The sequence below is a fragment of the Microbulbifer variabilis ATCC 700307 genome, assembly GCF_000380565.1.
Classification (GTDB): domain Bacteria; phylum Pseudomonadota; class Gammaproteobacteria; order Pseudomonadales; family Cellvibrionaceae; genus Microbulbifer; species Microbulbifer variabilis.
This window is the reverse complement of sequence record NZ_AQYJ01000028.1, coordinates 537,193-552,269: the sequence shown is the minus strand read 5'-3', so window position 1 is coordinate 552,269 and position 15,077 is coordinate 537,193. Positions and strand designations below refer to the sequence as shown.

Here is a 15,077-nt window from a genome sequence, read left to right as displayed (position 1 = left end):
AAGCTTTTAGCAGGAAAGTAGTTATGAAAAACGAAGCACTGTTCAGTGAAATCAACCTGGGCCCTTACACCCTGAAAAACCGCATTGTGCTGCCGCCGCTTACCCGATCGCGTAGTTCACAGCCCGGTAACATCGCTAATGACTTAATGGCCAACTACTACGCTCAGCGAGCTGGTGCGGGCTTTATGGTTACAGAGGGCACGCAAATTGAACCCCGCGGCCAGGGTTATGCCTGGACCCCCGGAATTTATTCACAGGACCAGGTCGAAGGCTGGAAAAAAGTGACCAAAGCCGTACACGATCAAGGCGGTATTATTTTTGCCCAGCTTTGGCATGTGGGGCGTGTATCCCACACATCACTACAACCGAGTGGAACGGCTCCTGTTGCGCCGTCTGCAATTCGTGCAGATGCGGTAAAGGTATTTATTGAGACAGGGCCAGGACAAGGTGCTTTGGCTGAACCCAGTGAGCCTCGTGCACTGACAACAGAAGAAGTTAAAGAACTGGTGCAGCTCTATGCCCAGGCAGCACGCAATGCTTTGGAAGCGGGCTTCGACGGTGTTGAGCTGCATTGTGCCAATGGTTATCTTGTAAACCAGTTTATTTCTGAGCATACCAATCAACGCGATGACGAGTATGGCGGTAGCCTGGAGAACCGACTGCGTTTCCTCAAAGAGATTGTTGCAGCGGTATCAGCAGAGGTAGGTAATGATCGTCTCGGCGTTCGATTTGCTCCGCTGTTTGAAAGTACCGATGAGGACCGTGTTTATCTTGGCCTGGTGGAGAGTGACCCACACACAACCTATATCGAAGCTATCAAACTATTGAACGAGGCGGGAATTGCTTACCTATCTTTAGCAGAAGCGGATTGGGATAATGCACCGGATTTACCTGAGAATTTCTACCAGGAAGTACGAGATATCTTTGGCGGGCGCATCATGTATGCCGGCAAGTATTCCCCAGAGAAGGCTTTGCGGGTGCTGCAGGCGGGTAATGGAGATATCTTTGGTTTTGGTCGCCCTTTTATTGCCAACCCGGACCTTCCCATACGTATTCGCAATGATTGGCCTCTTAATAAGGTTGACCCGGAAACCATGTATGGCGGTACCGATGAAGGCTATACCGATTACCCTTCTTACCAGCCATAATTTTTAACAGTTCCTTAACAGGACATAAAAAAAGCCCCAGTAATTGAAGGTTACTGGGGCTTTAAACTTACTCGTAAAACTTCTTGGATTCCTGAGGTAATTTTCAGTGTTTTTCCAGACACTAAAATAACTATTAATCCCTTTGGATACCTCGACTAAATTGTGATTTACTTCGAGATAATTATTAAAAACTAAAAGTCCACTCGGGCATCCAGTTCAAAGCCCAGGTTTCCAGGACTTTATCAAAGCCACTCAACACCATAATCCCAAGCAACAAAAGTATGGCACCAAGTGCTACTTTGCCACCAACAGCAAAAGCGCCAACTGATGGTGATAAGCGGCTATAAATTTTCCGTGATAGCCCGCCTGCCACCAGTAGCGCAGCACCGGTACCAAGCCCAAAAGAAAACATCACCATAAATGACTGGCCTAGTTGCTGGCCCATGGAAGCAAGCGCGATTGCTGCACCTAGCGTGGGACCTACGCAGGGCAACCAGATAATTCCTGTGAGAAAGCCGATACCAAACTGTCCGGCCCAGGCGCCATCACCAGTAATGCTCGCCCCTGCGGTAACTTTCGCCAAACGCAGGGTCACCCAGTCGGAAAGGGGTTTGATCAGTAGAATAAGGGCAACGGCCACAAGCAGGATTGCAGCAATATAGCGAAATAGCTCTGGGTCCAGCCCTAAAGAGACCAGCAGGAAACTGAGTACAGTTCCAGCCAGGGCAAATGACAAGCTGAGCCCTACGGCGAGCGCATAAGGCCCCCAGCGCCCAGCACTGCTGGAGGCGCCAACTACCATTGGCACCAGTGGCCAAACACAGGGGGAGAGAATACTAAGTGTGCCCGCAATCAAGGCCAGGGGGATGGCGCTGACTTCAAGCATTTTCGCCGCAGGCCTTAACTGAGTTAAAGATATTCTGGCGAATAACATCAGCGCGTGTTTCAGCAACACTGAACCATACCTGCTTGTCCCCACGATAGAGCAGCAGGGTTGACTGCCTGGGCGCACGGAAATGCTTTACCCACTCTTTTTGCTTGTCGAAATTCACATTAAGGATTGTGAGGCCACACTGGGGGTTATCTTTCTGGAACTGCGCAAGAATTATGCCCTGCTTCTTGCAGGTAGGGCACCAGTCTGCCCGCACATCAATCAATACGGGTTGCTTCGCAGCTTGCAGCTCTTTGAAGCGCTCTTCAGAGAAGGGCTCTCCGGCTGATGCGAAGGGCACGCTAAGAAGGAAGGAAGTTACAAGCAAAGAGCGTAGAAATAAGTGAAGAACTTTCATGCTAATCATATCCTCGGTATAAAAATGCACACCCCAGCGGAAAGGTAAAATTGGGTGCATTGCAACCTTAGTCGGCGTAGGCCGCAAATTATTACAGTCCATAATGAGGAATTTCTTAACAAATACTTACTGTAGAGCCGTCCACATTTACCATGGTTTGGATACAACACACTCCAAAAGCCAAGCCAGCTCAGGATTCAAAAGAAAGCCTGAACCCCGGATAAAAGAGAAATCCAGGGGGTAAGACGTGAAAATGTGCAGCTAATCCAATCGCTCAAGAAATGACTCAAAGCCCCAGATTCGTCTTAAAAGCTGATTATCTGCCCCTGGCTATAAAGTAGAAAAACGCAAAGATTTCGTCATGCTAAGCCAGGAATGCCAAGTACATTTCAAAGGCCTCAAAACCAGGCTAAGCAGATCCTCCTACTCTCTAGGAAAGCATGCACATTGGAACTCTGAGGATTCTGGCCAATTAATCGTTGGGAATGGGGAATCTGTAGGTCTCAAAAGTTAACCTAATTTATTGAGGGATGAACATAGAATACTAAATTAACGGATTTTTATTTCCGGCCAATCTTTTTATGTATCACCATTAATACCAGCGGAATCACCAGCCAACCCAAAGACCAGACCACAGGGCTGATGAATGCAAGTCCAATAGTAAGTACTGCGACGAAGGGTTCAGTCGTTGCGCTTTTGAAGACGTTATCTTTTTCATTGCTGGTAAGGGATGTGTTAGCGAAGCCCATCTTGCGGGCATACTGCCAGCCTGCGAGCCCAATAAATCCCGATAGCGCAAGGCATACACTCTGGCCAACGGTGGACGAGATGCTAACTAATTTAGGGTCATTGATCGCAAAATAGAGATAAAAACATACGACCACCTGCTGCAATAACACCAGCGAAGTATGGATATTATTGGACTGCTCAACGGGCCCAAGTAATTTATGCGTCAGATTCCACTGTACGAGCGTTAGTCCTACGGCAATAAATAGGCGGAAAATCTCTTGGGAATTCTCCACTAAAAGACTCAGAAGGCCAAATTCAAGCTTTATCCAAGCCATATCTTCTCCCGAAGGAAGATATAAAACGAAGTTGACAAATAAGAGCGCGTAAGCGACATCAATGAAATTTTCAAGTCGCCGCAGGCGGCAATGCCTTATTGCAATAGTTCCAGTATCTATATGGCGCATCAGGGAGACCAGACTTTTTAGCCACAGTGAGTCTCGTTATAGCAGACACCGGATGCTGTATAGGTGCAAAAAATAGACTGAAAGCCAGTAATTTTTACGCCTCCCAGTAAAAAGAGACAGAGAAAAGGGCCGGCCTGTTATTTGCTCTTAGATAACTTTTCGCCTGAAGAAGATAGTTCGATTAATGATCTAACTGGTACTACTGCCATCATTATTACGCTAAAAGCTGATAGCCGGCCAATTTTGGTTGATAAGCAGACAGATCGAGCACAATTCAAACAAGGCAATACTATTAATCGATTGACTTCAAACAGAATCTACATAAGATCCTACGAAATTAACCCGGATAAAGATTTAACAACCATTTGCATAGCTATCCGGTCGCTGGGTTTGGTCAGTAGACCTCCTGACAAGATCCCCACTTTTCCAGTGGTTAAACGAATACAATTTTTACAGCCAGCAGAAAAAAGTATAATTATTTTTCTAGAAAAATTGATGATGCAAAAAAGTTTATTGAACTCAATGCCGGTAAAAATACCTTCAGCTGCAAACCTTACCGTATCCAGTATGAAAACCAGCCTAAGTAAAAATCTCAGAGCTGGCTTTTGAAAGAATTGGCACGGTATCCTGAAGCAGTCAGATTAGAGGCTGAAAACACTCAATCGTCAGAAAAAATAGCAAGAGGAGTGACAGTGCTCCTTATCCATTTGTCTTGGACAGCCCAACCTAAGCATTGCTTTGAATAATAAGTCAATAATACCCAGCAACCATATAAAAATGGGGTAATTATGGAAGGTGAATTACTTTCACTTCGAGCCGAACTCGCCCTGCTGGAGCGGGACAATCAACGCCGGCTGGAGACCTTCGAACGACGGCTCTCTGCCCTTGAGGCACAGCTCAGGCGGGACGATACAGAAACCAAAGAAGCCTTGGTAGAAAGTACTGCTGAGTTAGAAGACGAACTGGCCCTGCTTATGGGCACACCCTCCAAGCCCCGCCAAACCATTCAGCAAGCTCATTCATCAACCATACCTTCAGCAACGGCAACTCCTACCCCGAAATCTTCTGAATCCAAATCAACGCCTGAGAGAGCCGGTAAACCATCAGTAGCCACTCCATGGTTACAAGAAGGCCTGGCCAGCCTATTGGCACCAGCCCTGGAACCGCTCAATCGCGTGTGGGAGCCCCTTGCAAACTTTTATCGCCATTACCAGCGCCAGGGTAAAGCCCCGGTATTCTTTATGACCGCTGCCGGCATACTGGCACTGGTATTTGGCTTCGCATACTTGCTGCAGTTCTCTTTCAACAACTATTTGGGCCCGGCCGGTAAGGTGATCTTGGGCTTTCTGGTTGCGGCGGCAACCACTTTTGGCGGTGTGACTTTTAGCCGGCGTATGCCCCATATGGCGGACTACGGCTCTGGATTAATAGCGCTCGGAGTGATTCTTCTCTACCTGTGTGGGTACTTTGCCGGGCCTTACTATCAGTTGCTGCCTGTTCCTGTTGGAGTCGGCCTGTTGGTGGCGACAACAGGGCTCTCTTACTTACTGGCCCTATTATTTGAGACACGAGTGGTGTCTATGGTGACCCTGCTGGGCGGTGCCACCATGCCTTTGGTGGCGAATCATTTTGATCCTTCCGCACTTGTTTACCTCAGCTATTTATTGGCACTCGCCCTGGCGATGCTGCATTTATCCAGGCAGATACGCTGGCCACAGCTTGCGATCGTCACTATGGTACTGAGCGCAGGCATGTTTGAGTTTTCGATCTCAAACCTGGATGGGGCCGTCCCAAACTGGGGGCCATTGTTGATATTGCACGGCTTCTTTTATGGCTTTGCCCATTACGCCTTGCGGGGACTAAGCGCTGAATTGATAGAGTCCAAAGGACTGGAGCGAAGGCGCCTGATTATTATTGCCGCAAACCTGGTGCTGTTTATCCACATCAGCTGGTCGCTGGCACCCAACAGTAACGCACTGGGCATTGTGTGGCTGCTGAACCTTCTACCCTGGATGGCTCTGGCCATTTATTCACGCTGGCTGTTTGGCTACAACGCCATCAGTATTTCCGCCCGTGTTGTACAGAATATGGCTCTACTACACGGTGGATTACTGGCAGGCTTGGCAATCCTTGCGTTGTGCAGTCCCGCTTTATTGGGGATTGTCTGGTGTCTAGAGGGATTGTTGCTGATTTTTCTCGGTGCCCGTTTTGGTTTCATCAGTGTAAGAAGCGAGGGTTACATCGCCCTATCTGCAGCTGGCGTTACCATGCTGTGGCAAGCTCTGACCTGGGTAGCTGGCGGAGTTGTTCCCGCACCAATGTTGCTGTCATTAAGCGCAGATGCTGGTTGGGGTAACTGGTTGGCGCTCTGTGCGGCTGCCTTCGCATTAACCCGGCTGTTGCAGCACTGCGCAGATCGGATTACTCCTAGAGAGCACCATTTAACCTCTTTCGCAGATAACGCTTTTGTGGTGTTTTTATCCGCAAGCTTTCTGCTATCTGTTGGCATCCTCTGGCCCCAGGGTATGTGGCTGCTTGCCTTGCTACCGATGGGCTTTTTAATCTGGCACGGCAAGCGTACTGGTTCAGCATTTAGTGAATGGTTTGGACTCAGCCATTACTTACTGCTGTTTATCCCACTACTCGCGAGTGCATCGATTGTGGGTAACTTGCATTTCTACGATCAAATACCTTACGGAAAGATCGCTAGTGTAGAGGCCTTCCTTAGCTTGTGGATGATTGCAGCTCTGTATAAACACCTGGATATGCAATCCACTGGCTTCTCTCTGGCACTCAATTTGCGCAAGCTGTTTTACGCTCTGGTGCCAATATTTTTCCTACCAACAGTACTTTATAAGGCCAACGACTACTTCCCCATCGCCGTTTGGCTGTCTGGCGCTATCGCCCTGGCACTTTATACACACCTGAAACTGGAGGTATTAAAACAGGAACTGCGCATATTGATCGCAGGCGCAAGCTTTGTAGCAATAATCAGTTGTGCTCTGCAGGAGTTCGCCAACTGGCAAGGGTTTGCCTTGAGTGGGTTGCTGTTGGGGCTGGTATCAATGGCGGCACTGTTGTGGATCGGCCAGGGATTGCGGCGGAAGCCAGCCGGCCAGGATTGGCGGTTGGCCCTGCATCGGGCACTTAAGCCACTCTTTCCATTGGCCTTTTACTATCTCGCGGCAACGCTACTTATTATTAGCTACGCGCTAAGCCGTGACTTTGCACTGGCACTTTTACTATGCCAGCTGTACTTCGCCGGTCTGTATATTTTTAAACCCCAACTAGCGCCGCTGCGCAACCAGTTGACCCCCCTTTATATGCTGAGTCTGCGCCTGTTTGAGTTTATTACCTTGTTGCAAGTTGCAGCGGTCATTGCCAATTCCGCTAAGGCGCCAATGTTGGGAGTGTATAACCTGGTGGCCCTGGGAATCGCTTCACTGTTGGTTTATCAACGCTTTTTCGCCAATAGAGCCGTATGGCCTGGCCGCAGGCTGTTTAACCTGTGGGTGCTGCACCTTACAGCCATCCCAGCTTATATTGCGCTGCTGGCGCAAGTGCTGGAAACCATGTGGCTGCCAGCCATATCATTTGCCTTGGTGGTGCATGCAACACTGCTACTGTTCCAGACTCTAAGACCTGATACCCAAAAGTTACTGAAGCTCTCACTCATGTTGTTCGGCATTGCCGCACTAAAAATTGTGCTGTGGGATATGCAGGACTTTTCCCTGATACAAAAGATTGTGGTCTGTATGCTGGTGGGACTGTGCATGCTGGGGGCTGCATTCCAGTATCAGAAATTTCTGACCCCCAGAAAATGAAAACACCAAAAATACTGATCAGCTTATCTCAAAAATGTAATGGGCCTTTTTAGGCCCATTACTATTTACAGTTGTTAAATTAGTTATGATTTGTGTGGGATTATACAAGAACTCCATATGCTCTATCTTTTGAAGCAATACTTACAAAGGTTTGGCACAGATCACCCTCTATATATTGCTGCTAAAGACGTCTTATCACATCAAAGAACGCCTTACCCAAACCGCCCATTTGCCGGCCAACTACACTGAATGCGTAACTCCATTTCGATAAAATGCGCAGGGAAGCAAGAAATGAAACGGCTTCAGTTGGCAATAACGCTTTTTGCCGCCTTACTCATTAGTAGCCAAGCTTTGGCAGAGTATAAAAAAGGAGACTTTATTGTTCGTGTTGGCGCCGCCGCAGTTGATCCCAATGACGATTCCGACAATCTGCGCCTAAATGGCACCATACTGCCTGATACACGGGTTTACGTGGATACCGGTTACTCCGTGAGCGTTACGGGCACTTGGTTATTCGCAGACCACTGGGGATTGGGGCTTTTGGCAGCATTACCATTTAAACATGATCTCGACGTGCGCGGCCTGCCCGACCCGGTGACTGGCGAACCTCTCGGACGGGTGCGCCTCGGGGACATTAAACATCTGCCTCCTACCCTCACCTTGCAATGGTACCCGGTATGCACAGAATCCTGGGTGCAGCCTTACATTGGTGTCGGAGTAAATTACACCCACTTTTTAAGTGAGCATATCAATCGTGCGGCTCAGAATTACTTTGAAGCTGTACTCGGTGCAGAATCACGAGCAAGACTCAAGCTGGATGATTCTTGGGGCCTGGCTGGGGAAGTTGGAATAGATATCGCCTTTGGCCAGGATAGCCGTTGGCTGTTTAATGCCGCTATTTGGTACCTGGATATTGATACCGATGCAAATATCCGCTTCTATACAGGTGCGGAAACTTACTCCCGTATCAATGTCGATGTGGACATAGATCCGTTTGTTTTCTCGGTCGGTATCGGTTACCACTTCTGATTTGGAGTGCCGGGAATCCGAAAGAGTGATTTTAACGGTTTCTTTTTTATGCCAGTCTGGGCATTAAAGAAATAAGTTATGGACTTTCCTTTCAGTCTGGCGGTAGCTCGCCTCTTCAGTAATCCACTCTCATTTTAATTGATCGAGCAAGCACTTCCCGTTGCGGCGTTCCGATAGACTCAACATTCATTCTATTTTCCCGAATCATACGGCCCGTTTTAAGCAATTTTCATCCTGTCCCTGCTCGATAAACTGCTCCCCATCGATAGAGGTTGCCCATCCCCTGGGGCACTACTTTAGAACTCACAGATTGAGGAGCGATACCATGACCACTTCCGCCCTGAGCACAATTCAAGATACCAACTCCATGTTTCCTGCTATTACCGACTTGGCTGGCCGTATAGGCCTGGCTGCGATTTTCTTACTGGCAGGTGTTAATAAAATTCAAAACTACGAGGGCAGCGCCCAGTACCTGGCCTACGGCGGCCTGCCTGAATTCCTGCTGCCACTGGTGATACTGTTTGAAGTAGGTACCGCCCTTGCCTTGATCGCAGGCTTTCAAGTTCGCTTGGTTGCATTAGCCCTAGCTGGATTTAGTGTGATTACCGCCGCCTTGTATCACAACAATCTGGCTGACCAGATGCAATTTATTATGTTCTTCAAAAACATCGCCATGGCCGGGGGCTTCCTGTTACTGGCTGCTAATGGTGCTGGACGATGGAGCCTGGACGCTCGCAGACAGGGAGCCAAGCAGTAATTCCTCATAAAATAGACGGCAGAAACCCCGAGAAAATCGGGGCCTGCACTCACTCTTACAGGCTTTTAAGAGGTACAAAATGGGACTTTTAATCAGCGGAAAATGGCAGGACCAATGGTATAACACCAGCGAGTCTGGTGGCGCCTTTGAGCGAGAGGCGGCCCAACTGCGCAACTGGATAACCATTGATGGTAGCGCAGGGCCCAGTGGAACTGGTGGCTTTAAAGCCGAGCCCGGCCGTTATCACCTCTATGTATCACTTGCTTGCCCTTGGGCCCACCGCACACTGATCTTTCGCAAGCTGAAAAAGCTGGAAGGGCATATCGGCGTATCGGTAGTAAGCCCTGATATGCTGAACTCTGGCTGGAGTTTTAATATTGAAGAAGGCAGTAGTGGCGACCCCCTATTCAGATTCGATTACCTGTATCAAATCTACACCCACAACAAAGCCAATTACAGTGGGCGCGTAACTGTGCCGGTGCTATGGGACAAACAGCAGAACTGTATTGTCAGCAATGAATCTTCAGAAATCATACGTATGTTTAACAGCGCGTTTAATCTGATTACTGGCGATCAAACAGACTTTTTCCCACGGCAAAAGCGCGATGAAATTGAGGTTATTAATCATGAGATCTACGAGAATATTAACAACGGAGTTTATCGCTGTGGCTTCGCTACCACCCAGGCCGCTTATGGGGAAGCCTACGACAAATTATTCAAATCAATGGACCATGTGGAAACACGTCTGAGTCAACAGCGCTATCTTACCGGTGATCAAATCACTGAAACAGACTGGCGTTTGTTTACCACACTTATACGCTTTGATGCAGTCTATCATGGGCATTTTAAGTGCAACCGTCAGCGCTTGGATGACTTCCCTAATATCCGTAACTATGTGCGCGAGCTGTATCAATGGCCCGGTGTAGCCGAAACTGTAGATTTTCACCATATCAAGCGCCATTACTACTTCAGCCATACTTCGATTAACCCCACCCAGGTTGTACCGGTGGGGCCCGCTATTGATTACAGTAGCCCCCACGACCGCAACAGGTTCCCCGTAAGATAAATCTTTAAGCCCGGCCCCACCTCAGGACTAACCCCAACCTCGGCCGCTCTGCGGCCACTTTTACTCAATCATGGGCAATGTCGTCGCCACCCATCTAAATTTTCGAACAAATCTTTCTATAATTCTGACTATCATTCGATTCTGGCGAACATTAGAGTAGCCCTTCGACAACTTATCCTGCCATAGGCATCAAGTTAAATGATCAACGGGAGAAGGCACCCATGCAGAAAACCACCCTGGAGCAATGGCGTATGTTTAAGGCTGTGGTGGATGCGGGAGGTTTCAACCAGGCCTCTTCAGTGGTGCATAAAAGCCAATCGAGTATTCACCATGCGGTAGGGAACCTGGAGACGGCACTGGGTGTAAAGCTTTTTGAAGTAACCGGGCGCAGAGTTGCATTGACTGAAGCTGGCCAGCTGATGTTGCGCCGTGGAAAGTACTTACTGGATGAAGTATCCCGTATAGAGGCAATTGCGGAGTCTCTTAGCAGTGGTGTGGAATCTGAGCTGCGTATCGCTGTAGATGGTGCCTTCCCCCAGCAAGTGGTATTTAAGGCTCTCGAAAAAGTATCCGGAATATTCCCACAAACCAATATTGATATTGTCGATACCATTTTATCTGGCACTAATGAGTTGTTACAGGAAGGTGCTGTAGACCTGGGTTTATCACCAATGACAATGACCGACAATCTCAATGAAGAAATCTGTACGATTGAATTTATCGCAGTGGCATATATCAACCATCCTCTGCATCAATTCAAACGAAAGTTAAACTATGATGATTTAAAATCTTACCGACAGATTATTGTGCGGGACTCAGCCACACAAACCAGCGTCGACTCGGGGTGGCTTGGCGCTGAACAGCGCTGGACAGTAAGTAGCTTGCGTGCATCTACAGAGCTGATTTGTCAGGGAATGGGGTATGCCTGGCTACCCATGCCAATTGCCGCCCCGCTACTGGAAAACGGAATGTTAAAACGTCTTTCACTGGAAAAAGGCGCATCCCGCACAGCCAGTTTTTATTTGAATTTTAAAGATCAAGACAGCCTGGGCCCCGCTGCGCGTGAATTTATAGGGGAATTACGGTTGCTGACACTATATATGCCCACTTCGGAAAATTCACTTTAATAGAACAGCGAATCCTTATCTATCCAATATTTCTCTGGTGCAGACTTGAATAAAATAAATAAAACCATTATTCAAGTACTTGGATCTTGTTATGTACTATTTTAGACCGGCGCAGGAACGAGGAACTGCCAATTTTGGGTGGCTTCAAAGCAAGCATTCTTTCTCCTTCGGACACTACTACGATCGCATGCATATGGGATTTTCTGCATTGAGGGTAATCAATGATGATACCGTCCGTCCCGGTGCAGGTTTTGATACTCACGGCCACAGGGATATGGAGATTATCTCTTATATCTTGGAAGGCGCTATTGAACATGTCGACAGCGAAGGGAATCGTTTTGTGGTCCCCGCCGGAGAAGTGCAAAGAATGAGTGCCGGAACAGGCATCACCCACTCAGAATATAATCACTCAACATCACAGAGATTAAAGTTCCTGCAAATTTGGATTCAACCCAACCGCCAGGGCATCAAGCCTGGGTATGAACAAAAATCAATTATTCAAACGAAGAAGCTGACTCCCCTGGTTACCCCAGATGGACGTGATGATTCACTAACCATGCAACAAGATGCCAGTTTGTATCGACTTCACTTGAAGAGCGGAGAAAGTGTGGTTCTGGATACCCGAATTCGCCCTGGATATTTACATGTGATTGAGGGGAGTGCCACTTTTAATAGCAATCATAAAATGATGGCAGGAGATGGCCTTGGATTGTTTAAAGAGTATATACAATTACATGCCGGTATAGATGGTATAACGGCCTTGTGGTTTGACCTGCCACATCAATGAAAATTTAGTAAAATAAAGTCAGCTCTTGAAATAAGGCAGTTCGAAGTAATCATCAGCGGCAATATATATTTTTTCAATCAGGCGCAGTAATCGCCCTACCTGCTCTCTGGCCGATTCCCTCCTAAAATAGATCGAGGCAATTGGGGATCAATTGATGGGTGCAGTTGGCGACACGGATAGTCGCGATAGCAGGCAAGCCGAACCGGGGAGACTTATCTCCCTGCTCTCTCCCGTGCCCCCCACTATTTTGACACTGATCCTGTTGTTCTATATGTCAGATATATCTGCCGGTCGCGAAATTAGTTTTGGCGTGACCTGGGTATCTGACCTCGGTGTATCACTGCAATTTTTTATTGATGGTCTGAGCTTTCTTTTCGCCCTACTCATCAGTGGCATCGGCGTGTTTATTACAATTTATGCCGCATCTTATTTACGCGGACATATGCAACTGCGCCGTTTTTATCTGTATCTCTACCTATTTATGATCGGAATGCTGGGTCTGGTGCTTGCCGGTGATCTGATGACTTTATTTGTATTTTGGGAAATCACCACTATCGCCAGTTACCTGCTGATTGGCTTTAATAACACCAGCGCCATTGCACGCCGCTCAGCGCTACAGGCCCTATTGGTAACCACCCTTGGAGGCCTGTGTTTACTGGCCGGCTTTATACTGCTTGGTTCACTCACAGGCAGTTTCGATATGGTGCAGGTACTCGCTTCCGGGGAGACAGTACGCGCAAGTTCACTATATGTGCCAATCCTGATACTGATATTAATCGGATCTTTTGCCAAATCCGCACAACTGCCTTTCCATTTTTGGCTTCCCAATGCGATGGCAGCTCCGACCCCTGTCAGCGCCTACCTACACTCTGCAACTATGGTAAAAGCAGGCATTTATCTATTGGCGCGCCTGCATCCAGTTCTGGCACAGACAGAAACCTGGGAGTGGATTTTGACCTGTACCGGTGCGGCTACCGCAGCAGTGGCTGCATTGGCAGCTCTGCGCCAGACCGACCTGAAACTTGCCCTGGCCTACACCACCATGATCGCACTCGGTACCTTGACTATGTTCCTTGGTTCCGATGCCTCTGCTGCAGTTGCAGCCGCTATCACCTTTTTAATAGTGCACTCTTTTTATAAGGCTGCACTGTTCATGGTGGTAGGCATCATTGATAAGCAGACTGGCACCCGCAATATGATCAAACTTGGTGGGCTTGGACGTGTCATGCCTATCACTTTTTTTACCGCACTGGCCTCAGCACTTTCTATGGCAGGATTCCCACCATTTCTTGGCTTTATTGGTAAAGAATTAAAATATGAGGGAGCGCTGGCTGTGGCATCCGAACCAGCTCTCGTATCCACTGCCGCAGTATTCGCCAATGCCGTCACTGTTACCGTGGCTGGTATGGTTGCTTTAAAACCCTTTCTGGGAAAATACCCACACAACCTACCCAAAGTCCACGAGGCATCGCCTGGCTTATGGATAAGTCCACTAATTCTCAGCTTTCTGGGACTTACCTTTGGTCTTGCCCCGGATCTCGTCGGTGGGGGACTTGTTGAACCTGCATTAACTGCTGTACTGGGTATTCCAGAGAGTATCGATTTACGCCTCTGGCACGGGATTAATATTCCTCTGTTAATGAGCATATTGACCTTTGGTCTTGGGGTCACTATGTATCTGGGCTTACGCCACCTGCGGGCTTGGCTGGCATGGGATTTCAAACATGCGCCTACCAGTGCCGATCTACTGTGGGACAAGTCCCTGGAGCTGTTGAGGTTCTTTGCGGCTTTCCAGACCCGGATATTGCAAAACGGGGTTATGCGGCGTTATTTAACGGTCATTTTTGTGACCGTTTCGATATTCCTTTCCTATGCCTTGTTACGATCGGGGCAATTCCCACTGGAATACAACTGGCCGCGTCTGAACCTGAAAGAATGGGCCGCCCTTCTACTTACCGTGGGTGGAGCTTTTATGGCGGGTACAGCACGCAAACCATTAATTGCAATATGCGCTCTCGGGGCCCTGGGTGTCGGAGTTGCATTAATCTATCTGTTCTTTGGTGCTCCGGATGTAGCTATTACCCAGCTCCTGGTTGAAACCCTATATTTGGTATTGGTTGCCGCAATACTGCCTCGCCTGCCAGTATTCAGCCCCGGTAGAAAAATCCGCTTTCGCCCTAGAGATGCCCTTTTGGGTGGCATGGTCGGCCTGTTGGTGACTTTGAGTATCCTTGCCGTATTACAAACACCCTTCGATAGTCCCACCAGCGACTTCTTTGAGCAGGCCGCAGTACCCGAGGCCCATGGTCGTAATATTGTCAATGTCATCCTGGTGGACTTCCGCGCACTGGATACCTTCGGAGAAATCATCGTGGTATTTACTGCTGCCGTAGCGGCGGTAACGCTGCTGGGCCATCAATTACGGCGGGGGCCACAATGAACTCTCTGATATTGCAAACAGCAACCCGAGTGCTTGTGGCGCTCATTCTGGTTTTCTCGGTATATATGCTTTTGCGCGGCCACAATTATCCTGGAGGGGGTTTTATTGCCGGGTTAATTGCCGCTTCGGCATTTGCACTCTTTGCCATAGCCTGGGGTATGGAAGCGGCCCAGCGAGCACTGCGGGTTCCTCCCGGAAACCTGGCAATGAGTGGCGTATTGATTTCGGCACTGTCCGGTATGCTCGCAGCTTTTAAAGGAGAAGCGCCTTTCTCGGGACAATGGTTTCAACTTATCGGCGATAAAAACTCGGGCGGTATCTCCATCAGCAATGTACTAATTTTTGATATTGGCGTTTACCTGGCGGTACTCGGCGCTGTACTCACCCTGATTTTTGCCCTGGAAGAGGCTGGTTAAT

At 48.4% G+C, this 15,077-nt stretch carries 13 protein-coding genes; 10 read left to right on the top strand and 3 right to left on the bottom strand.

What is annotated here, in order from left to right; translation table 11 throughout:
- Window positions 1-23 precede the first annotated feature (23 nt).
- Entirely contained in the window at window positions 24-1,148 is a 1,125-nt protein-coding gene (locus G367_RS0118170; RefSeq protein ID WP_020414591.1) for an alkene reductase, read from the top strand.
- 184 nt (window positions 1,149-1,332) lie between these two features.
- Here the strand turns inward: G367_RS0118170 and G367_RS0118165 are convergent, their stop codons facing one another.
- The 3 genes from G367_RS0118165 to G367_RS0118155 all read right to left on the bottom strand — a co-directional run bounded on the left by G367_RS0118165 (window position 1,333) and on the right by G367_RS0118155 (window position 3,630).
- Window positions 1,333-2,034, bottom strand: a complete 702-nt coding sequence (locus tag G367_RS0118165) for a cytochrome c biogenesis CcdA family protein (RefSeq protein ID WP_020414590.1) — start codon at window positions 2,032-2,034, stop codon at window positions 1,333-1,335.
- A complete protein-coding gene (locus G367_RS24220; protein WP_040629156.1) occupies window positions 2,027-2,437 on the bottom strand; it encodes a thioredoxin family protein in 411 nt (136 codons plus the stop codon). The genes G367_RS0118165 and G367_RS24220 overlap by 8 nt, the downstream gene beginning before the upstream one ends.
- 560 nt (window positions 2,438-2,997) lie before the next feature.
- Entirely contained in the window at window positions 2,998-3,630 is a 633-nt protein-coding gene (locus G367_RS0118155; RefSeq protein ID WP_157533614.1) for a hypothetical protein, read from the bottom strand.
- A 141-nt stretch (window positions 3,631-3,771) separates the two neighbouring features.
- Here G367_RS0118155 and G367_RS26860 point away from each other — a divergent pair, with 141 nt between their 5' ends.
- The 9 genes from G367_RS26860 to G367_RS0118110 all read left to right on the top strand — a co-directional run bounded on the left by G367_RS26860 (window position 3,772) and on the right by G367_RS0118110 (window position 15,076).
- Window positions 3,772-4,239: a hypothetical protein gene (locus G367_RS26860; protein WP_020414587.1), complete on the top strand. Its 468-nt coding sequence runs from the start codon at window positions 3,772-3,774 to the stop codon at window positions 4,237-4,239.
- Between the two features lie 179 nt (window positions 4,240-4,418).
- Window positions 4,419-7,454, top strand: a complete 3,036-nt coding sequence (locus tag G367_RS0118145; protein ID WP_020414586.1) for a DUF2339 domain-containing protein — start codon at window positions 4,419-4,421, stop codon at window positions 7,452-7,454.
- Between the two features lie 291 nt (window positions 7,455-7,745).
- Window positions 7,746-8,483, top strand: a complete 738-nt coding sequence (locus G367_RS0118140) for an OmpW/AlkL family protein (RefSeq protein WP_020414585.1) — start codon at window positions 7,746-7,748, stop codon at window positions 8,481-8,483.
- A gap of 325 nt (window positions 8,484-8,808) precedes the next feature.
- Window positions 8,809-9,240 (top strand): DoxX family protein, encoded by a 432-nt coding sequence (locus G367_RS0118135; protein ID WP_020414584.1) that lies wholly within the window; start codon window positions 8,809-8,811, stop codon window positions 9,238-9,240.
- Window positions 9,241-9,319: 79 nt separating this feature from the next.
- Window positions 9,320-10,306, top strand: coding sequence for a glutathione S-transferase family protein (locus tag G367_RS0118130; protein ID WP_020414583.1), 987 nt, complete (start codon window positions 9,320-9,322; stop codon window positions 10,304-10,306).
- 221 nt (window positions 10,307-10,527) lie between these two features.
- The gene (locus G367_RS0118125; RefSeq protein ID WP_020414582.1) at window positions 10,528-11,433 is read left to right on the top strand and encodes a LysR family transcriptional regulator; all 906 of its coding nucleotides are present in this window, start codon (window positions 10,528-10,530) and stop codon (window positions 11,431-11,433) included.
- Between the two features lie 91 nt (window positions 11,434-11,524).
- Complete coding sequence (locus G367_RS0118120; protein ID WP_026305238.1) at window positions 11,525-12,220, top strand: pirin family protein; 696 nt, start codon at window positions 11,525-11,527, stop codon at window positions 12,218-12,220.
- Between the two features lie 154 nt (window positions 12,221-12,374).
- Window positions 12,375-14,660, top strand: a complete 2,286-nt coding sequence (gene mbhE / locus G367_RS0118115; protein WP_020414580.1) for a hydrogen gas-evolving membrane-bound hydrogenase subunit E — start codon at window positions 12,375-12,377, stop codon at window positions 14,658-14,660.
- Window positions 14,657-15,076: a Na+/H+ antiporter subunit B gene (locus G367_RS0118110; RefSeq protein WP_020414579.1), complete on the top strand. Its 420-nt coding sequence runs from the start codon at window positions 14,657-14,659 to the stop codon at window positions 15,074-15,076. The genes mbhE and G367_RS0118110 overlap by 4 nt, the downstream gene beginning before the upstream one ends.
- Window position 15,077 lies beyond the last annotated feature (1 nt).